The organism is Halomonas sp. HMF6819 (assembly GCF_044335525.1).
GTDB lineage: Bacteria > Pseudomonadota > Gammaproteobacteria > Pseudomonadales > Halomonadaceae > Vreelandella.
Window position 1 is genome coordinate 124,214 of sequence record NZ_JBIQVY010000007.1, and the last position, 19,802, is coordinate 144,015.

Consider the following 19,802-nt stretch of genomic DNA (forward strand, 5'->3'; position numbering starts at 1 on the left):
CGCATGGATTACGTGATCGACGAGGGTATGGAAATTACCCTGCATTTCACCCTGAAACTCGAAGACGGCACGGTGGTGGACTCGACCAAAGAGAAAGCCGCGGCCACCTTCGTCTTCGGCGACGGCAACCTGCCGCCAGGCTTCGAGCACCCGATCAAGGGGCTCGCGCCGGGTCAAAGCGGCACGTTCGAGATCACCCCGGAGCACGCCTTCGGCCAGCACAACGCGCAGAACATCCAGACGCTCAAGCGCGCGGATTTCGGCGACGAAGAGCCGGAGATCGGCATGGTGATGTCCTTTGCCGACAAGGCCGGCACCGAGCTTCCCGGCGTGGTCAAGACCATCGACGGCGACCGAGTCGAGGTGGACTTCAATCATCCGCTGGCCGGGCGTACACTGACCTTCGAAGTCGACGTGCTCGAGGTCAAACCGACGACCACGCACTGAGCCTGCGCGGCACCGGTCACGAAACCGACACATGCCGATGCGTCAATGACGGCTATCATGCGCTCGAGGGCCGTGCGAACACGCCGAGCGCGGCGGTGTCTGTAGGAAAGCTCCAGGCCGATCGCCACTATCGATCACTAGTCATATTGGCAGCTAGCCATTACTGACAGGCAGCCACTATTCACTCAGCGATGCGCTCACGCATCAAGGCGCTACCATGAACGCACCCGAAACCGAGTCTCAAACGACGCCGATCACCATTCAGCTGGCCAACCCGCGCGGCTTCTGCGCCGGGGTGGACCGCGCCATCGACATCGTCAACCGGGCGCTCGACGTCTTCGGCCCGCCGATCTACGTGCGCCACGAAGTGGTCCATAACAAGTTCGTCGTGGATTCGCTTCGCGAGCGCGGCGCGGTGTTCGTCGAAGAGCTCGACGAGGTGCCGGACGACGTCATCGTGATCTTCTCTGCCCACGGGGTGTCCCAAGCGGTGCAGGAAGATGCCGACCGCCGAGGCTTGAAGGTGTTCGACGCCACCTGCCCGCTGGTGACCAAGGTGCACATGGAAGTACTGCGCTATGCCAAGCGCGGCCAGGAGTGCATTTTGATCGGCCACGAAGGCCATCCCGAGGTCGAGGGCACCATGGGCCGCTACGACACCTCCTTCGGCGGACGCATCTATCTGGTCGAAGACGAGGAGGACGTAGCGAAGCTCGACGTGGCGGATCCTTCGACGCTCTCGTTCGTCACCCAGACGACGCTCTCGATGGACGACACCGCTAAGGTGATAGACGCGCTGCGAGGTAAATTCCCCGAGATCCAGGGCCCGCGCAAGAACGACATCTGCTACGCCACGCAAAACCGCCAGGACGCGGTGCGCGACCTGGCGGCGCAAAACGATCTCATTTTGGTGGTCGGCAGCCCCAATAGCTCCAACTCCAACCGCCTGCGCGAGCTCTCCGAGCGGATCGGTACGCCCGCTTATCTCATCGACAACGCCGACCAGATCGAGGATCACTGGCTCGACAACGTCTCACGTATCGGCGTGACCGCCGGCGCCAGCGCCCCGGAAGTGCTGGTCAAAGGCGTGATCGAGCGGCTCAAGTCACTCGGCGCAACGGACCCCTCGGAGCTTTCCGGCCGCGAAGAGACCATCGTTTTCTCGATGCCGAAGGAACTTCGCGACCAGGTGATCGCAAGCAGCTGATGTTTTCAACGCTCGTTTTAGCCATACTCTAAATATGGGCTAACTAAAACGAGGTGACGTTGTGACCCACCGTTTTGACCCACGCGCTGGCGCTTCGATGCGCCCGCGCGGCTTTACCCTCATCGAAATACTGATCGTGGTGGCGGTTGTCGCTATTTTGGCGGGCATCGCCTACCCGAGCTATCAGCGTTATACACAAAATGCGCTTCGCACCGACGCCCAAGCGGGACTTATAAACGCCGCTGCCGAACTCGAGCGTTGCTACGCCCAGTTTTATAGCTACGACAATGGCTGCGCCATTGCTGATACCTCGCCTGATGGCCACTACGCCATCGAACGCACCCTCGGCAATACGAACGAAAATACGCCCGACTACGACGGCGGCTTTCTACTGACGGCCACGACCGATAAAAACGACGGCTGCAGTGATCCGCTCACCCTGAACGCGCTCGGCGAGCGTGAACCCGAGCGGTGCTGGTAAATGAGTGCCAACCAGCGCGGCTTTGGGCTTGTCGAGTCGCTGGTCGCGCTGCTGGTACTCTCACTTGGGCTGGTCGCCATGGCAGCTCTCCAGTTGAAATACCTGCAAAGCGCTCGTGACGGCTATCGTCAGACGTTGGCAAGCGTCGCCGCGCTGGATGCTCAGGAGCGACTCTGGGCTGAGTACCGCACGGCGCCCGCCTGCGCCGATATTGCGCTTGGCCGCGTCGAGCGACACTGGCGCCAGTACTGGTTCGAAGAGGGCGCGGCGCTGCTTGCCGGCGATGCCCTTGGCACCATCGAACGTGAGGGCTGCGCGTTTTTGATCACCGTGACGCGCGTGTCGTTTGAGCCCGCGACGTACCGACTCGAGCTGCCTGCCCGTCCGAAGGGGCGCCCATGAACGGGCAGCGCGGTTTGACGCTGGTGGATGCGCTGGTCGCGGTGGTGCTTTCCAGCGCCGTGGTGATTGGCGCCGGGCAGCTTTTGCTGTCGAGCTTTCACACTTTCGAGCAGGTGGACCGGCTGGGCCGTCAGCAGCAAACCCTCATCTATACCGCCACGACCATGGTCGACCGGCTGCGGCGCCCGGGTGCCTCCAGCGCACAAAACGCAGCGGCTTTTTACCTTGAGTGTCGCGGCGAGCCGGGGGAGTGCCGCTGTACCGTGCAGGACAGTGAAGAGGCCCAGCCGCTGGTCTCTTTCGACAGGCTCGGGCCGGGCGCCTGCGCGCAAACAGATGCGTTGGTCGAACCCGTTCAGAACGGCGTGTTTCGCGTCGCGCTGCCGCTTGGCCCCAACGGGCAACGGATTGCCTTTCATGTCACCAAGCGTCCCTATGGGCTAGCGAGTGACGATGCGCCCCACTGATAACACCCCCGCGCTTGGCCGTCAGCGCGGTGCGGCGCTGGTGGTGGTCATGGTCGTTTTGACCGGCGCGCTAATGCTCGGCCTCGTTGGCGTTCAGTCGGCGCTGGTGGACCAGCGTCAGTCCGCCAACTACCGCGCCGCGCTCAAGGCGCAGATGCGCGCCGAGACTGCCGCCGCGAAAGCGCTTTCCGCCGTTGATACGCTCGACTGGCATAGTGCGCCGGTACTCGAATCCGGTCAAAACGCTCGCTGGCCGGTATTCACCTCGCACCCCGCCGCGGTGCACCGCTGTGTCGAGGAGGCGTGTCTTTATTTGCCCATGATGCGAGGCGCCGAGCGTTGGGTATTGGCACTCGGCGTGAGCCGCGCGAGTAACGGGGCGCTTGCCGCGCACAGTGCGCCAATACTGCTGCGGGTCAACGAAGAGCGCGAGCCCGGGGCGACGCTTTTGTGGGATTGAGTGTACAATCGAGCCACTTTCGAATTTTACGACGCTGGATTGATCACACCATGAGCAACGCCAAAACCCGCGTGCTGACCGGGATTACCACTTCTGGAACGCCCCATCTGGGCAACTACGTCGGCGCCATCAAGCCCGCAATCGAGGCAAGCCAGGACCCGAACGTGGAGCCGTTCTACTTCTTGGCCGACTACCACGCGCTTATCAAGTGCCAGGACCCCAAGCGGGTGCAGCAGTCGCGCCTGGAGATCGCCGCGACCTGGCTGGCGCTGGGCCTCGATACCGACAATGCCGTCTTCTACCGCCAGTCGGATATTCCGGAAATTCCCGAGCTCATGTGGATGCTCTCCTGCGTCTGCGCCAAGGGGCTGATGAACCGTGCCCACGCTTATAAAGCGGCGGTGGCGGATAACGAGGAAGCGGGCAACCAGGATGCCGACAAAGGCGTCACCATGGGGCTGTTTGGCTATCCGGTGCTGATGGCGGCGGATATCCTGATGTTCAACGCCCACAAGGTGCCGGTCGGGCGCGACCAGATTCAGCACATCGAGATGGCGCGCGACATCGCCGGGCGCTTCAACCACCTTTACAAGGGCAACTACTTTGTCCAGCCCGAGGCGGTAGTCGACGAGAAGACCGAGGTATTGAAGGGCCTCGACGGGCGCAAGATGTCGAAAAGCTACGACAACACCATCCCGCTGTTCGCCCCGGAGAAAAAACTCCAGAAGCTCGTTCGCAAGATCAAGACCAACTCGCTGGAGCCTGGCGAGCCGAAAGACCCGGATACCTGCACGCTGTTTCAAATCTACGCGGCCTTCGCAAGCACCGAGGAAGCGGCCGCTATGCGCGAGCAGTACGCTGCCGGCATCGGCTGGGGCGATGCCAAAAATCAGGTGTTCGACTACCTGAATGCGCACCTGCAGGCGCCCCGCGAGCGCTATTCGGCGCTCCTCGAAGACCCGGGCCATATCGAAAACGTATTGCAGCAGGGCGCCGAGCGCGCCCGCGAAGAGGCCACACGCACCATCGAGGCGCTGCGCTCGGCGATGGGGCTGGGGCGCTTTAGTTAATCAGCAAACCCTGGGCACCGCTTCAAACGATAGGCTCTGCCATTAGGCAGGGCCTTTTTTAGCGCCGGAGTCCTAACCGTTTCGTGGCTCATAAGCTACAGTCAGGCGGCAGGGACGCGATGAGTAGGACGCCGCGCGCCTACAGGGTCACCGCATCAACAAGGGAATGAGTGAATGCAATCAACGTACCGTCATCAAACGTTTACCGAAAAGGCGATGATCGTGCTGGCGCTGGCGCTGGCGGTCGTGGCGCTGGTGCTTTGGAAGCTCGTGGGGCTGTTGCTGTTGATTTTCGGCGCGGTGGTCGGGGCCTGTATCCTGCAAACCTGCATGACGCCGCTGCTCAAGCGCGGAATGCCGCGCTGGCTGGCGCTTATGATCGTGGTGGTCGGGCTGACGCTGCTGCTGGCCGGCATTAGCTTGGCTTTCGGCTCTCAGGTCGCCTCCGAGCTCGAGGCGCTAACGTCGCTTCTGCCCGACGCTTGGGAGCAGCTCCAGGAGCGGCTTCAGGGCACGCCTCTGGAGCCATTGATGGACAATGCCGGCGAGCGCGCCGGATCGATGTTCGAAAACGGTATCGCCCAGTTCGGCATGGTGGTGGTGTCGATGGGGGGCAGCTTGGTGAACTTCTTCGCGCTGATCGTGGGGATGATCTACTTCGCCGCCCAGCCCAGCGTTTACCGTCACGGGCTGTTGCTGCTCGCGCCGATCAAAAGCCGCAGCAAGCTGGCCGATGCGCTGGATGCCAGCGGCAAGGCGCTGCGGTTCTGGCTCGGTGGTCAGTTGGTTGCTATGGCAGGTACCGGCATTCTGGTCGGTGTGAGCATGTGGTTGATCGGCGTGCCCGCTCCGCTGGGGCTTGGGCTAATTGCCGGTGTGCTGGATTTCGTACCGCTGGTAGGGCCCTTGATTGCCGCGGTGCCGGCACTTTTGCTCGCCTATACGGTCAGTCCTCAAACCGCGCTGTTCGCGCTGATCGCTTACGTGATCATCCAGCAGATCGAGGGCAACGTGCTGCAGCCGCTGGTGCAGCAGCACGCGGTGAGCCTACCGCCGGCGATGCTGCTGTTTTCGCTATTCGCCGCCAGCACGCTGTTCGGCGTCGCCGGGGTGCTCTTGGCTGCGCCGCTGACCGTGATCGGTTTCGTGTTGATCAACGAGCTCTACGTTCAGCGCGAAGAGGGCGACCAGAGTCCTGTCGAATAGGCCAAAACGCTGCCCGGTTTTATAATCAGCGCTTGGAATCAACGCTCAACCATCGAGGGTGCATCATGTCGACCACGTCTGCCTCACCGGAGGCCGAAACATTCTCCAACAAGTACCGGGTGCCGCTGATCGCCATGGCGGCGACGGTGATCGGTGCGCTATTGATCGGCGTGTTCTTTAGCGCCAATACCGGGCTTTTGATGATCATCGGCGCGCTGTTTGGCGTCGTGCTTTATCACGCCGCTTTCGGTTTTACCGCGGCCTGGCGGGCGTTCATTACCGAGCGCCGCGGCCGGGGCCTGCGCGCGCAGATGGTCATGCTCGCCATTGCCGTCGTGCTGTTTTTCCCCGCCCTCGGCGCGGGTACGCTCTCCGGTACGCCGGTGGCCGGTTTCGTTGCGCCCATCGGCGTGTCCGTGGTGGTCGGCGCGTTCATTTTCGGGCTCGGCATGCAGCTAGGTGGCGGCTGCGCCTCGGGCACGCTCTTCACCGCCGGTGGCGGCAACGCGCGCATGCTGATCACGCTGCTGTTCTTCGTGGTCGGCTCGGTTATCGGCACCGCGCACTTCGCCTGGTGGCAGAGCCTGCCGGCGTTCGCGCCGGTGTCACTCGTCGATGTGGCAGGCCCGAGCGTGGGCATCGCCATTAGCCTGGTGATCTTTGCCGCGATCGCCGCGGCCACGCTGGTGCTGGAGCGCCGCCGTCACGGTCAGCTCGAAAAGGCGCCGGCCGTCACGCGGCCACTGCGCGAGCGCTGGCTGGCGGGGCCTTGGCCGCTGTACGCCGGGGCCGTGGCGCTAGCGCTTTTGAACTTCGCCACGCTGGCGCTGGCGGGCCGCCCCTGGGGCATTACCTCGGCTTTTGCGCTGTGGGGCGCAAAGGTGTTCGAATTCATCGGCGGCGACGTTAGCCAGTGGGGCTACTGGCAGTCTGCCTCCAATGAAGCGGCGCTCAACGCCAGTATCTTTTCGGATATCACCACGGTAATGAACATCGGCATCATGCTGGGGGCGCTGGCGGCGGCGCATCTGGCCGGGCGCTTTGCGCCGAACTTCAACATTCCGATTCGCTCGGTGGTGGCGGCCATCCTCGGCGGGCTGATGCTCGGCTACGGCGCGCGGCTCGCCTTTGGCTGCAACATCGGCGCCTACTTTAGTGGCATCGCCTCGGGTAGCCTGCACGGCTGGGTCTGGATGGCCGCGGCCTTCGCCGGCAACATGCTGGGGGTCAAAATGCGGCCGCTGTTTTTCAGCGGAGTGGAAGGGCGCAAGCCGAAAGCGAAAACCGCCTGACGCTAACTGATTGATGTCTCGTGCCCCGCCCAAAAAGCGGGGCATTTTTTTGCGCTAAGTAGATGCGCGTGCCACCTTTGTCGTAGTAGCGTGGTACATTACGCCGTCATACTGTAAACGCTTGATATTGCTGCGCTGCAGCAGTAATGGACGAGAAGAGAGCCCCATGACTGAAAGCAAACGCCCCTTGTACATTCCTTACGCCGGTCCTTCCCTGCTCGAGATGCCGCTATTGAACAAAGGCAGTGCGTTTACTCAAAAGGAGCGACTCGCGTTCAACCTGATCGGTTTGCTGCCGCAGAAGGTCGAGACCATCGAAGACCAGCTCGAGCGTAGCTACCGCCAGTACCAGCAGTGCCATAACGACCTGGACCGCCACATTTTCCTGCGAGCGATTCAGGACGATAACGAAACGCTCTACTTCCGGCTGGTCTCCGAGCATCTCGAGGAGATGCTGCCGATCATCTATACCCCGACGGTCGGCAAGGCGTGTCAGGAGTTTTCCAATATCTATCGTAATCACCGGGGGCTTTTTATCAGCTACCCGGATCGCGAGCATATGGACGACATCCTGCGCAGCGCCACTAAGGACAACGTCAAGGTGATCGTGGTCACCGACGGCGAGCGCATTCTGGGCCTCGGCGACCAGGGCATCGGCGGCATGGGGATTCCGATCGGCAAGCTGGCCCTCTACACCGCTTGCGGCGGCATCAGCCCGGCCTATACGCTGCCGATCATGATCGACGTGGGTACCAACAATCAGGCGCTGCTGGATGACCCGATGTACATGGGCTGGCGCCACGAGCGGGTTGGGCAGGACGAGTACGACGCCTTCATGGCGGACTTCATCGCCGCGGTCAAGCGCCGCTGGCCCAACGTGCTGCTGCAGTTCGAGGATTTCGCCCAGGCCAACGCCGTGCCGCTTCTGGAGCGCTACCGCAACGAACTCTGCTGCTTCAACGACGACGTACAGGGCACCGCCTCGGTGGTCGTCGGCACGCTGATGGCCGCCTGCCACGCCCGGGAAGAGAGTATCGCCAAGCAGCGGGTGGTGTTCGTCGGCGGCGGCTCCGCCGGCTGCGGCATCGCCGAGCAGGTGGTGGTCGCGATGCAGGCCGAAGGGCTTTCGGAGCGCGAAGCGCGCGAGCGCATCTACGTCATCGACCGCGACGGATTGATGACTTCGGATCAGAGCTGGCAGCGCGATTTCCAGCGCCGGCTGGCCCACGACCCGTCGCTGGTACAGGATTGGAATGGGCAGGGGCTAGAGGAGACCATCGCCCGGATCAAACCGACTGTGCTGATCGGCGTGTGCGGCCAGCGCGGTATCTTCACCGAGCAGGTGGTGCGTACCATGCACGCCGGCTGTGAGAATCCGGTGATCATGCCGCTCTCCAACCCGACCTCTCAGGCAGAAGCGCTACCGGAAGACGTGATTCGCTGGACCGATGGCCAGGCGCTGGTCGCCACCGGCAGCCCCTTCGCGCCGGTGGTGTACAACGGGCGCACCTACGCGATCGCCCAGTGCAACAACGCCTATATCTTCCCTGGCATCGGCCTGGGCGTGGTCGCGGCGAAAGCTCACCGCGTGACTGATGAGATGCTGATGAGCGCCTCCCGGGCGCTGGCGCGCGAAGCGCCGCTGGTCAAGGAGGGCAAAGGGGCGCTTTTGCCGCCGCTGTCCAGAATCCGCGAGATCAGCCAGTCGATCGCCTTCGAGGTGGCCGCCACCGCCCAGCACAACGGCGTGGCGCTGACCACCAGCGGCACCCAGCTTCGTCGCGATATCGAAAGCGCGAGCTGGGACCCGGACTACCGCGAGTACCGCCGCCGCGCCGTGTAAGCCTTCACGCCGCGTAGGCCCCAGCGCCGCTGCCCTGGCAGCGGCGCTTTTTTATGGGCGAAAAAAAAGCCCCCACCGAGGTGAGGGCATGCAAGCATTGGGTTTATCTACTGCTTAGGCTGCGCCGATCATCTTGCGCAGCACGTAGTGAAGAATACCACCATGACGGTAGTACGCCAGTTCGTTCACCGTATCAATACGGCATTTCGCCTCGATGGTGCGCTCGCCGTCGCCGTTTTTGATGGTGACCTTCACGTTCGAGCCCGGGCTTAGATCGGAAAGTCCCTCGATCGAAACCTCCTCATCACCGGTCAGCCCCAGGCTTTGGCGGCCTTCACCTTCGGGGAACTGCAGCGGTACCACGCCCATGCCGATCAGGTTGGAGCGGTGGATACGCTCGTAGGACTCCGCCAGCACCGCGCGCACGCCGAGCAAGCGCGTACCCTTGGCGGCCCAGTCGCGGCTCGAACCGGTGCCGTACTCCTTGCCGGCGATCACGACCAGCGGCGTGCCTTCTTCCTGATACTTCATGGCCGCGTCATAGATGGCCATCTGCTCGCCGCTCGGCACGTGGCGAGTTTCGCCGCCGACCACGCCATCGAGCATCTCGTTTTGAATGCGTACGTTGGCGAAGGTGCCGCGCATCATCACTTCATGGTTACCGCGCCGCGAGCCGTAGGAGTTGAAGTCCACCGGCTTGACGCCATGCTCCTGCAAATAGCGCCCGGCGGGGCTGTCCGGCTTGATCGACCCCGCCGGCGAGATGTGGTCGGTCGTCACCGAGTCGCCGAGCATTGCCAACACCCGGGCGTTTTTGACGTCTTCGGTGGGCTCCGGCTCGCGGCCCATGCCCTCGAAAAACGGCGGGTGCTGAATGTAGGTGGACTCCGGCCACTCGTACACCTGGCTTTCCGGCACGTTGATCGCTTTCCAAGTCTCGTCGCCTTCGAACACCTCGCCATACTCCTTCCGGAACATGTCGGTGTTGACCTTCTCGACCGCCTCGGCGATCTCGGCCTGGGAGGGCCAGATATCCTTCAGGTAGACCGGGTTGCCGTCGGCGTCATCGCCGAGCGGTTCATCAACCAGGTTGCACTGCACGTTGCCGGCCAGGGCGTAGGCGACCACCAGGGGCGGTGACGCGAGCCAGTTGGTTTTCACCAGCGGATGCACGCGGCCTTCGAAGTTGCGGTTACCCGAGAGCACCGAGGCCACGGCCAGATCGCCGGAGTTGATTGCTTTTTCGATCTCCTCGGGCAGCGGACCAGAGTTGCCGATACAGGTGGTGCAGCCGTAGCCCACCAGGTTAAAGCCTAGCGCGTCCAGATCCTCGTTCAACTCTGCCGCGGCCAAGTAGTCGGTAACGACCTTGGAGCCTGGCGCCAGCGAGGTCTTGACCCAGGGTTTGGTTTCCAAGCCTTTCTCCCGCGCCTTGCGCGCCAGAAGGCCTGCGGCCATCATCACGCTCGGGTTGGAGGTGTTGGTGCAGGAAGTGATCGCGGCGATCACGACCGCGCCCGGGTTAAGGCGGAAGTTCTGGCCGTTGTAGGCCACGTCCTGGCTGTCGTTGTGCTCGAAGCTTCGCTCGATACCCACCGCGGTCTGGCCGCCTTCGGAGGCGAGCTTGCCGGTTTCGGTGTTCTGCTCGAGCTTGCCGTCGTCCTCCATCACCTTGTTGAAGGCGTCGGGCAAGTTCTTGAGCGATACACGATCCTGCGGGCGCTTGGGCCCGGCCAGGCTCGCCTCGACGGTGCTCATGTCGAGACCCAGGGCGTCGGTAAAGACCGGCTCGTCGCCGGGCTCGCGCCACAGTCCCTGCTCCTGGCAGTAGGCTTTCACCAGCGCGATCTGGTCGTCATCACGGCCGGTCAGACGCATGTAGTTCAGGGTTTCGTCGTCCACCGGGAAGAAGCCGCAGGTCGCGCCGTACTCAGGCGCCATGTTGGCGATCGTCGCGCGGTCCGCCAGCGGCAAATCCTTTAGGCCGTCGCCGTAGAACTCAACGAACTTGCCGACCACGCCTTTCTTGCGCAGCATTTCGGTGACGGTCAGCACGAGATCCGTTGCGGTAATGCCTTCCTGCAGCTTGCCTTCGAGCTTGAAACCGATGACTTCGGGAATCAGCATCGACACCGGCTGGCCAAGCATCGCAGCTTCTGCCTCGATGCCACCCACGCCCCAGCCGAGTACGCCAAGGCCGTTGATCATGGTGGTGTGCGAGTCGGTACCGACCAGCGTATCGGGGAAGGCGTAGGTTTTGCCGTCTTCTTCCTTGGTCCAGACCGATTTGCCTAGGTACTCCAGGTTGACCTGGTGGCAGATACCGGTGCCCGGCGGGACGACCTTGAAGTTGTCGAAGGCCTGTTGGCCCCAGCGCAGAAATTCGTAGCGCTCGCGGTTGCGCTCCATTTCGATTTCGACGTTTTCATCGAACGCCGTGGCATGGCCGAATTCGTCGACCATGACCGAGTGGTCGATGACCAGGTCCACCGGCGAAAGCGGATTGATACGTGCCGGGTCTTCGCCGAGCTTTTCGACCGCGTCGCGCATCGAGGCCAGATCGACCACACCGGGCACGCCGGTGAAATCCTGCATGAGAACGCGGGCCGGGCGGTAGCCGATTTCGCGGCTCGATTTGCCCTCTTTCTGCCAATCGACGAGCGCCTGCAGATCGTCGTTTTCGACGCTTTCGTCGTCGCCGAAGCGTAGCTGGTTCTCCAGCAGAATTTTTAGAGTCTTGGGTAGCCGTTCAATATTGCCAAGCGACTCGGCCGCTTTGGGCAAGCTGTAGTAGGCGTAAGAGCGATTGCCTACCTCCAGGGTGCTGAGCGTATCGGGGATCTTGCTCATTCCATGCTCCTCTCTTGATAGCTGGGCGTTTTTAGGCTTTTGCAGTGCCACGGTAAGTCATGTTCAGGCCCTAAATAAGCGCGCATTCGGTGGCGCTCTTTTGGCGCCAGGCCTTTTTTCCGCCGCGATGGGTCGTTGTGTAAAGCCTAGCTTATTAATGGTACTTGTTAATGGTACATGGGCATTTTAATCCGGGCTTTCAAGCGCGCCACACCCAATGGATGAGCGCGGGCCTTGTAATTGCTTGTACTCGACGCCATTTCAGGCAGACTCTCTTGTCTATTTTCGACCGCTACCAGCGCATGGCTGGTGGGGTCATCGGTTTTATCGAGATTTATAGGTGGTGTCATGGAAACGCGTCATGAACGTTTGATCATTCTCGGCTCCGGGCCTGCCGGGTACACCGCGGCGGTTTACGCCGCTCGCGCCAACCTGAAGCCGGTGCTCATCACCGGGCTTCAGGCCGGCGGGCAACTAACCACGACGACCGACGTGGACAACTGGCCCGGCGAAGCCGAGGGCATTCAGGGCCCGGCGCTGATGGAAAAAATGCAGGCCCACGCCGAGCGCTTCAACACCGAGGTGCTGTTCGACCATATCAGCGAAGTCAACCTGAGCGAAAAGCCCTATACCCTCAAGGGCGATAGCGGCACCTACACCTGCGACGCGTTGATCATCGCCACCGGCGCCAGCGCCCGCTACCTGGGGCTGCCCACCGAGCAGCAGTTCATGGGCCAAGGCGTTTCCGCCTGCGCGACCTGCGACGGCTTTTTCTATCGCAATCAGGAAGTCGTGGTGGTCGGCGGGGGTAACACCGCCGTGGAAGAGGCGCTCTATCTTTCCAACATCGCCTCCAAAGTGACGCTGGTACACCGCCGCGATACGCTGCGCGCAGAGAAGATCCTCCAGGACAAGCTGTTGGAGAAGGTCGAGGCGGGCAGCATTGCGCTCGAGTGGTTCCAGCAGGTCGACGAGGTGTTGGGCGACGGCAGCGGCGTGACCGGCGTGCGCTTGAAGTCCACGCTCGACGGCACGATCAAGGAATTGCACGCGCCGGGGCTGTTCATCGCCATCGGCCACAGCCCCAACACCGGCATCTTCGAGGGGCAGCTGGCGATGAAGGGCGGCTACATTACCGTCAATTCCGGGCTTGAAGGCAACGCTACCGCGACCAGCGTGCCCGGCGTGTTCGCCTGCGGCGACGTCATGGACCATATCTACCGCCAGGCGATCACCTCGGCGGGCAGCGGCTGCATGGCAGCGCTTGATGCCGAGCGCTATCTGGACGGCATCGCCTGATCAGGAGCAGTCCAGACGCTGCTCGTTGACTCGAAGCCGGCCGAGCTGGCTCAGTACGAGCACCCGGCCGGTGTCGGCGCCAGTACACAGATAAAACGTCCCGTTGAAGCCGCTGGCGTGGCCCAGCGGCGTGTAGCGCACCTGCCTCCAGCCCCGGTTGTAGGTGATGTCACTGTCAGGGTGCGTGGGAAAGATACGCACCACGCGCCGCGACGCACGCTCCCCATCGAGCGCGGTTTCGATGACCGCCAGCGGCTGGCTCCAGTCATCGCTGCACCGGCGCGCTTGGGTGATGGGGCAAAGTGTGACGGTTCTTCGCTGGGTAATGGCCGTATTGCGCGCCAGCGAAAACGCCCGCTGAAAACGGTTGATCTCACTTTTGAGCGCGACGGCATGACCAAGGGCTTGAAGATGAAAGTACGCCCCGTGGGTCAAAATGGCGGTGATGAGCAGCGCGACGACCAGCTCCAGCAGGGTAAAGCCGCCTGCAGCGGGTGAGCGCTTAAGCAAACGAGGCATGAGTCGGCCCTCCTAAGGCGCCGAGTGTCCTGATGCTAGATTAATCAGCCTTCGAATCGGAGAAGGTAGGCGCGAGCGCAGACGCGTGTAGGAAATAAGGAACGGTTATCGTGAGCGATTTCTTGATTGTAGGCGGCGGGGTTATCGGCATGATGACCGCGCTTCAATTGGCGGACGCCGGCCAAACGGTGTCGATCGTCGAGCGTGGCGTGTGCGGTCAGGAAGCGTCCTGGGCCGGCGGCGGTATCGTCTCACCGCTTTATCCCTGGCGTCACGGCCCGGCGATCTCAACGCTTTCGCGCTGGTCGGAAGGCGCCTACCCCACGCTTGCGCTACGCCTGCTGGAAGAGACCGGCATCGACCCGGAGTATCGCCAGAAAGGGCTTTTGTACCTGAGCGTCGAGGACGACGAGGCGGCACTCAATTGGTCGCGCCAGTTCGGCAAGCCTTTGGAGCGCGTCAGCCGCGCCTTCGTGGCCGAGAAAGAGCCCCAGGCCGCCCCGGCCGATCGCGCGCTTTGGATGCCGACCCTGGGAAGCGTGCGCAATCCGCGACTCGGCCAGGCGCTGCGCGCCCGGCTTGAGGCCATGCCGGGCGTTGCGCTTTTCGAGCATCAACAGGTCGGCGGGCTGGTCGTCGAGCACGGTCAGGTAACGGGCATCGAGACGCAGGCGGGCAAGCAGCGAGCGCCGCGCGTAGTGCTCTGCGCCGGGGCTTGGACGGCGGCGCTTTTGGCGCCACTTGGCATCGAGCTTCCGGTGCGCCCGGTGAAAGGGCAGATGATCGCCTACCAAGCGCCGAAGGGGCTCGTCGAGCGCGTCGTGCTCAAGGATGGGCGCTACATCATTCCGCGAGGTGACGGCCTGCTGCTGGTGGGGTCGACGCTCGAAGAGGCCGGGTTCGACAAGACCACCGATGAAGCCGCCCGCGCCTCGCTCGTTCAAAGCGCCGAGGAGATCGTGCCGGCGCTCGCCGGCTATCCGGTAGCGCACCACTGGGCGGGGCTACGGCCGGGCTCACCAAACGGGCTTCCCTTTATCGGCGCGGTGCCCGGATACTCCTCGCTTTATATCAACGCCGGGCATCATCGCAACGGGCTGGTGCTGGCGCCGGCGTCGACGCATCTGCTGGTCGATACACTGTTGGAGCGCTCGCCGCTGATCGACCCGGCGCCCTTTGTGCCGACCGAAGAGCGGCTAGTGCTTTAGGCCGGATCATCCTTTTTCTGCTCCTCGATGTAGCGCTCTCGATGGGCGCTGGAGCAGAACCACTTCTCCTCGAAGCGCAGCGCTTCGCTTTCCGGCACGTGCACCTCGCACCAGCGACAGCGCACCATGGCGCCGCCTTCCACGCGCCGGGGTGTCTCATCTTTTGCCAGTTTGTGCTGACGGTACCGGCCGTAGAGCTTCAAGCCGATATAAAACACCAGCGCAAAAATAAGTAGCCGAATGATCAACAGGTTCATCCTTTTATCGCTCCCAACGGGACGGGGGTAACCGGGGTGCGCACTGGCGCCGGCGCTCGAGGTGCTTAACCGTGCCCCACGCCCTTTGCCAGCGGCGAGCCCTTGCGGGACAATGCGGGCGACCCGGTACGGTTTGGAGGCGAGCAAGCGCCGTATGCTTTTGAGCGCTTCGCGTCCAAACGGTATGTTTCAAGGATTCTCAAGAGATTTTACCCCCCATGCAAGAGTTAACGCTGGTCATGGCCCAACTCGACCCACTGGTCGGGGATATTGCCGGTAACGCCGCCAAGGCGATCGAAGCCGTTCGCGAGGCGCGTATCGAGCACCGGGCGGACGTGGTGGTCTTTCCCGAGCTGTTTTTGACCGGCTACCCGCCGGAGGATCTGTTGCTGCGGGCCTCGATGGAGTCGCGCCTTGCAAAGGCCCGGGCCACCATGGCCGAGAAAGTCGCCCGCGACGTTCTAGTGATCATCGGCTACCCGGGCGTGAGAGACGGCAAGCGGTTTAATCTGGCCGGCGTGCTCTACAACGGGCAGTGGCAGGCGGAGTACGCCAAGCAGGCGCTGCCCAATTACCAGGTGTTCGACGAGCAGCGCTACTTCACCGCCGGGCGCGAGCCGCTGGTGTTCGAACACAAGGGCGCAAGGCTCGGCCTTTTGATCTGCGAGGATCTGTGGGAAAGCGCGCCGATCGAAGCGGCGAAGGAGGCCGGCGCCGACGTGCTGGTCACGCTCAACGCCTCGCCCTATCACCAGGAGAAGCCCAGCGAGCGGCTGGCGCTTTTCGAGCAGCGCGCCCGCGCGGTGAGCCGGCCGATCGTCTACGTCAACACCATCGGCGGGCAGGACGAGCTGGTGTTCGACGGCGGCTCGAGCGTGATCGATGCAAGCGGCGCGCTCAAGGTGCTTGCTCCTTACTGGCAGGCCGGGCTGATGCCGGTGAGCTTCGTCGAGTCTGACGGTGCGTGGGTGCCGGAGGCCGGCGAGATCGAAGAGGCGGTATCACCCGAGGAGAGTCTCTACTGCGCGCTGGTCACCGGGCTTCGCGACTACGTCAACAAGAGCGGTTTTAAGGGCGTGGTGCTGGGGCTTTCCGGCGGCATCGACTCGGCGCTGTCACTGGCGATCGCGGTGGACGCGCTCGGCCCACAGCGAGTGCAGGCGGTGATGATGCCGTATCACTACACCGCGGACATCTCGAAAGAGGACGCCGCGCAGCAGGCCGAAATGCTCGGCGTCGAATATGACGTCATGCCGATCGCGCCGATGGTCGAGGCGTTTACCCAAACGCTGTCTGATAGCTTCGCCGGTGCCGAGCGCGACACCACCGAGGAGAACCTGCAGTCGCGCTGTCGCGGCGTGCTGCTCATGGCGATCTCCAACAAGAAAGGGCTGATGGTGCTAACCACCGGCAACAAGAGCGAGATGGCGGTGGGCTACGCCACGCTCTACGGCGACATGGTCGGCGGCTACAACGCCATCAAGGATGTCTACAAGAGCTGGGTGTACAAACTGGCGCGCTGGCGCAATACGCAGTCGCCGGCGGTGCCGGAGCGCGTGATCAAACGCGCGCCGAGCGCCGAGCTCGCCCCGGACCAGCAGGACAGCGACTCGCTGCCAGATTACGACGTGCTCGACGCGATTCTGTCGCGCTATATCGAAGGCGACATGAGTGCCGAGGCGATCATCAACGAGGGCTTTACAGAGGCCGACGTCTATCAGGTGGTCAAACTGGTGGACCGCTGCGAGTACAAGCGCCGTCAGGCGCCGGTCGGCGTGCGCGTCACCGCCCGGGGCTTTGGCCGCGACCGTCGCTACCCGATCGTCAACGGCTGGCAGCCCGGCGACTGAATAGTCGCGCGGTGAACGGCCCTTAATCATAAAACAAGCCAGGCATTGCCTGGCTTGTTTGCGTTAGAAAGCGATGAAAAGTTAGAAGCTCTCCCAGGCGGGCTCCGTGGGGCTCTGAACGAGCGGTTTGGAAGCCGTGTTGCGAGTCGCGGCCAAGGCTCTGGCGGACGATACCGGCGCGGTGGGGGTCGAGGCTGAGGTCGAGGCGGGGAGTTTGAACGTTTGCATGGCGTTTATGAGCTCCCGAGCATTGTGGCGCAGCGTATTGGAAGCGCTGGCGCTCTCGCTGACCAGGTTGGCGTTGTCCTGGGTCATTTGATCCATTTCGGAAACGGCCTGGTTGATCTCGCGTACGCCGGCGCTCTGCTCGGCGCTGGCGCTGCTGATCTCGTTCATGATGACGTTGACCCGCTCGATGGCGCCGATAATCTCTTCGGTAGACTGACGCGCCAGGCTTGCGCGTTCGTTGCCGTGTTTGACGCGCTCGAGGTTTTTCGAAATCAGCTCGTTGATCTCCTTGGCCGCGCTGGCGCTTCGCTGGGCGAGATTGCGCACTTCGCCGGCCACCACCGCAAAGCCGCGGCCGTGTTCGCCGGCGCGTGCCGCCTCTACCGAGGCGTTCAGCGCCAGAATGTTGGTCTGAAAGGCGATCGCGTCGATGGTCGAGATAATGCCGGAAATCTCCTGGGAGCTTTGGTCCAGCTCGTTCATGGTCGTGGTCATTTCACGAACCGCCTTGCCGCCCTGGGCAGCGGTGGCGGTCGCCTGCGTCGCTTCCAGGCTTGCCCGTTCGGCGTTGTCGGCGTTCTGGGTCACGGTGCTGTTGAGCTGCTCCATGGCGGCCGCGGTTTGGGCCAGAGCGCTTGACTGCTGCTCGGTGCGCGAGGCGAGGTTGGTATTGCCTTCGGCGATCTGCTCGCTGTTGCTGGCCACCGCCTCGGCACAGCCGCGCACTTTCAATACGATCTCCTCGAGCTGCTTTGCCATGGCCACTTGCGAGGCCATGATGCCTCGTTCGCGCTTGTTGTGACGCTCGTTCGCCACGGCCAGATTGCCGTTACCGATGGCGTTGGAAAACGTTTGGACTTCGAAGGGCTCGGCGCCCAGTTCGCCCAAGAGCTGGCGCGACAGCCAAAACGCCATGAGCCCGCCGATGATCAGCGCCAGCAGGGTCAGGCCGAGCATGAGGTTTTGAAAGCTCGAGGCAGCGTTTCGGGCGTGGTCGGTGGTGACGTTGTTGAGCCGCTCCTGCAGGTCGATGAACTGGTTGATAAGCGACAGCCACTCGGCGTACGCCGGCCCCGCTCGTTCGATCAAAAGCGTTTGCGCCTGGGCGAAGTCGCCCGCCAGCCGCGCGCCGACCACCGCTTCGGTCAGCTCGAGCGCTAATGCCTGCTGCGCCTGAACGCTCTCGATAATGCGCGCTTCCTCAGCTGGGCCCGGGTATTCGCGGGTGATCTCCGCCATTTCCTGAGAGGCGTTTAAGTAGTTGTCCTGAAGCCGCTGGATTTCGCTACTCAGGTCGCGGTACTGATTTTCCGTCGCGGTAATGACGAGATCGCGAAGGGCAATGGCCCGGTCGTGAACGCTGCCGCGCCAGTCAATGGCATGGCGCTGCTTGACGGCATTGACGTCGTTGATCTCGGCCAGGTCACGGTTGATCTGGCCCACCTGATAGATCCCGATGGCGGTGAGCGCGGCAAGAAAAAAGAGCAGAATCGAGAAAGCGATGGTGAGGCGGGTACTGATTTTTAGCTGGCGTTGAGCGGACATGCGTACAATTCCCTTGAAGCGATAGCTGTTATTGGCTGATGCAATATTATAATGATGTACATATATTGCATAACATTTTTTGATATTTTTTTATTATCGTTAGTTAAAAAGTACCAGTTGGGAAGGCCGCCAGAAGTTTTCGAGAATAGGCAAGTGGCGCTAAGCTTGCCCACAAAAAAGCCCCTGGCCGGCGCTTGGCCGATCAGGGGCTTTATCGAGTGCTATCAGCGCGGGGATTAGCCGTGCTTGGGCACGAAACGTCCGCCGCGAAGCTGCTCGTGATTCGGGTCGTTTTCACGCAGCACAGCGAGCACTTCCTCGGCGCGGTCGTTCATGCCCATGCCCTGGTAGCCTTCGATCATGGTGGCCAGGGCGTCGCGGGTGGCGTTGGCCTCGGGGAAGTTTTCGATCACCCAGCGTCCGCGCTCGACGGCGGCAAGATACGCGCCGCGGCGCAGATAGTAGTCCGCCACGTGCAGCTCGTGCTGGGCCAAAAGCTCACGCAGGTAGACGATGCGCTGCTGGGCATCCGGGGCATATTCGCTTTGCGGGAAGCGCTGGATCAGCTCGCGGAAATCGTTGTAGGCGTCCCGCGAGGCGCCCAGGTCGCGCTTGGAAATGTCGATCAGGCGCAGGCGCTCGAGGCTGAAGCGCCCGGCCTGCCAGGCGGAGAGCCCGCGCAGGTAGTAGGCATAGTCGACCTGAGGATGATCCGGCTGCAAACGGATGAAGCGGCTGGCCGCAGCGCGCGCCTCTTCCCAATCGCCGTTTTCGTAGTAGGCGTAGATCAGCTCGAGCTGGGCCTGCTCGGCGTGGGCGCCGAAGGGATAGCGAGTGTCGAGCGCTTCCAGGCGGTCGATGGCGATGGGGTAGCGGTTGTCTTCAAGCGCGGTGCGGGCAAGCTCGTAGAGCTCGCGCTCCTGGACGTTGGAGAACTCGGCCTCATCCTGCTCGGCGGCGTCATCGTTGTTGCTATTGCTGGCACAGCCGGCCAGTAGAGCAAGGCTCAAGGCTACGGCGCCAAAGCGGTGGGCAGTGGAGAAAACGCGCATCATCATCCTCGTTGCAAACAAGCCTCAATCACCGAAAAGCGAAGATGGCCATAAGTAGAAATGGTAGAATAGGTCGCAATTGGCCCACTATAAAACACCTTGGCGCAAAACGCAGGCAT

Annotated in this window: 18 protein-coding genes; 13 read left to right on the forward strand and 5 right to left on the reverse strand. The window is 62.5% G+C overall.

Going from position 1 to position 19,802, the window contains the following annotated elements; genetic code table 11:
- Positions 1 to 3: 3 nt before the first annotated feature.
- From fkpB to ACGLWX_RS16880, 10 genes are all read left to right on the forward strand, one after another.
- Positions 4 to 447, forward strand: a complete 444-nt coding sequence (gene fkpB, locus ACGLWX_RS16835; protein WP_252109539.1) for an FKBP-type peptidyl-prolyl cis-trans isomerase — start codon at positions 4 to 6, stop codon at positions 445 to 447.
- Between the two features lie 217 nt (positions 448 to 664).
- Positions 665 to 1,654 carry a 4-hydroxy-3-methylbut-2-enyl diphosphate reductase gene (gene ispH, locus ACGLWX_RS16840; RefSeq protein ID WP_396241447.1) on the forward strand — a complete coding sequence of 330 codons (990 nt, stop codon included), beginning with the start codon at positions 665 to 667 and terminating at the stop codon, positions 1,652 to 1,654.
- A gap of 61 nt (positions 1,655 to 1,715) precedes the next feature.
- Positions 1,716 to 2,135 carry a type IV pilin protein gene (locus ACGLWX_RS16845; RefSeq protein WP_396241449.1) on the forward strand — a complete coding sequence of 140 codons (420 nt, stop codon included), beginning with the start codon at positions 1,716 to 1,718 and terminating at the stop codon, positions 2,133 to 2,135.
- Positions 2,136 to 2,537, forward strand: a complete 402-nt coding sequence (locus ACGLWX_RS16850) for a prepilin-type N-terminal cleavage/methylation domain-containing protein (RefSeq protein WP_396241451.1) — start codon at positions 2,136 to 2,138, stop codon at positions 2,535 to 2,537. It begins immediately after the preceding gene.
- A complete protein-coding gene (locus ACGLWX_RS16855; protein WP_396241453.1) occupies positions 2,534 to 3,004 on the forward strand; it encodes a prepilin-type cleavage/methylation domain-containing protein in 471 nt (156 codons plus the stop codon). Before ACGLWX_RS16850 ends, ACGLWX_RS16855 begins: the two co-directional genes overlap by 4 nt.
- Entirely contained in the window at positions 2,991 to 3,464 is a 474-nt protein-coding gene (locus ACGLWX_RS16860) for a hypothetical protein (protein WP_396241455.1), read from the forward strand. Before ACGLWX_RS16855 ends, ACGLWX_RS16860 begins: the two co-directional genes overlap by 14 nt.
- 50 nt (positions 3,465 to 3,514) lie before the next feature.
- Positions 3,515 to 4,534, forward strand: coding sequence for a tryptophan--tRNA ligase (locus tag ACGLWX_RS16865; RefSeq protein WP_396241457.1), 1,020 nt, complete (start codon positions 3,515 to 3,517; stop codon positions 4,532 to 4,534).
- 174 nt (positions 4,535 to 4,708) lie between these two features.
- Positions 4,709 to 5,740 (forward strand): AI-2E family transporter, encoded by a 1,032-nt coding sequence (locus ACGLWX_RS16870; RefSeq protein WP_396241459.1) that lies wholly within the window; start codon positions 4,709 to 4,711, stop codon positions 5,738 to 5,740.
- A gap of 65 nt (positions 5,741 to 5,805) precedes the next feature.
- Entirely contained in the window at positions 5,806 to 7,032 is a 1,227-nt protein-coding gene (locus tag ACGLWX_RS16875) for a YeeE/YedE family protein (protein ID WP_252109572.1), read from the forward strand.
- Positions 7,033 to 7,198: 166 nt separating this feature from the next.
- Positions 7,199 to 8,875, forward strand: coding sequence for an NAD-dependent malic enzyme (locus ACGLWX_RS16880; RefSeq protein ID WP_252109573.1), 1,677 nt, complete (start codon positions 7,199 to 7,201; stop codon positions 8,873 to 8,875).
- 114 nt (positions 8,876 to 8,989) lie between these two features.
- Here the strand turns inward: ACGLWX_RS16880 and acnA are convergent, their stop codons facing one another.
- The gene (acnA, locus tag ACGLWX_RS16885) at positions 8,990 to 11,725 is read right to left on the reverse strand and encodes an aconitate hydratase AcnA (protein WP_252109574.1); all 2,736 of its coding nucleotides are present in this window, start codon (positions 11,723 to 11,725) and stop codon (positions 8,990 to 8,992) included.
- A 348-nt stretch (positions 11,726 to 12,073) separates the two neighbouring features.
- Between acnA and trxB the strand changes: the two genes are divergently transcribed.
- Positions 12,074 to 13,024 (forward strand): thioredoxin-disulfide reductase, encoded by a 951-nt coding sequence (trxB, locus tag ACGLWX_RS16890; RefSeq protein ID WP_396241461.1) that lies wholly within the window; start codon positions 12,074 to 12,076, stop codon positions 13,022 to 13,024.
- Here trxB and ACGLWX_RS16895 read toward each other — a convergent pair whose 3' ends face one another.
- Positions 13,025 to 13,543, reverse strand: coding sequence for a GspH/FimT family pseudopilin (locus tag ACGLWX_RS16895; protein ID WP_396241463.1), 519 nt, complete (start codon positions 13,541 to 13,543; stop codon positions 13,025 to 13,027).
- 110 nt (positions 13,544 to 13,653) lie between these two features.
- Here ACGLWX_RS16895 and thiO point away from each other — a divergent pair, with 110 nt between their 5' ends.
- A complete protein-coding gene (thiO, locus tag ACGLWX_RS16900) occupies positions 13,654 to 14,751 on the forward strand; it encodes a glycine oxidase ThiO (RefSeq protein WP_396241465.1) in 1,098 nt (365 codons plus the stop codon).
- On the opposite strand, the gene ACGLWX_RS16905 is transcribed toward thiO, so the two are convergent.
- Positions 14,748 to 15,008: a PP0621 family protein gene (locus ACGLWX_RS16905; RefSeq protein ID WP_396241467.1), complete on the reverse strand. Its 261-nt coding sequence runs from the start codon at positions 15,006 to 15,008 to the stop codon at positions 14,748 to 14,750. The genes thiO and ACGLWX_RS16905 overlap by 4 nt on opposite strands.
- Positions 15,009 to 15,226: 218 nt before the next feature.
- On the opposite strand from ACGLWX_RS16905, the gene ACGLWX_RS16910 reads away from it, so the two are divergent.
- Complete coding sequence (locus ACGLWX_RS16910; protein WP_396241469.1) at positions 15,227 to 16,858, forward strand: NAD+ synthase; 1,632 nt, start codon at positions 15,227 to 15,229, stop codon at positions 16,856 to 16,858.
- Positions 16,859 to 16,939: 81 nt separating this feature from the next.
- Here ACGLWX_RS16910 and ACGLWX_RS16915 read toward each other — a convergent pair whose 3' ends face one another.
- Both ACGLWX_RS16915 and ACGLWX_RS16920 read right to left on the reverse strand, forming a co-directional pair.
- Positions 16,940 to 18,631, reverse strand: coding sequence for a methyl-accepting chemotaxis protein (locus ACGLWX_RS16915; protein ID WP_396241471.1), 1,692 nt, complete (start codon positions 18,629 to 18,631; stop codon positions 16,940 to 16,942).
- Between the two features lie 236 nt (positions 18,632 to 18,867).
- Positions 18,868 to 19,683 (reverse strand): outer membrane protein assembly factor BamD, encoded by an 816-nt coding sequence (locus ACGLWX_RS16920; protein WP_396241473.1) that lies wholly within the window; start codon positions 19,681 to 19,683, stop codon positions 18,868 to 18,870.
- Positions 19,684 to 19,802 lie beyond the last annotated feature (119 nt).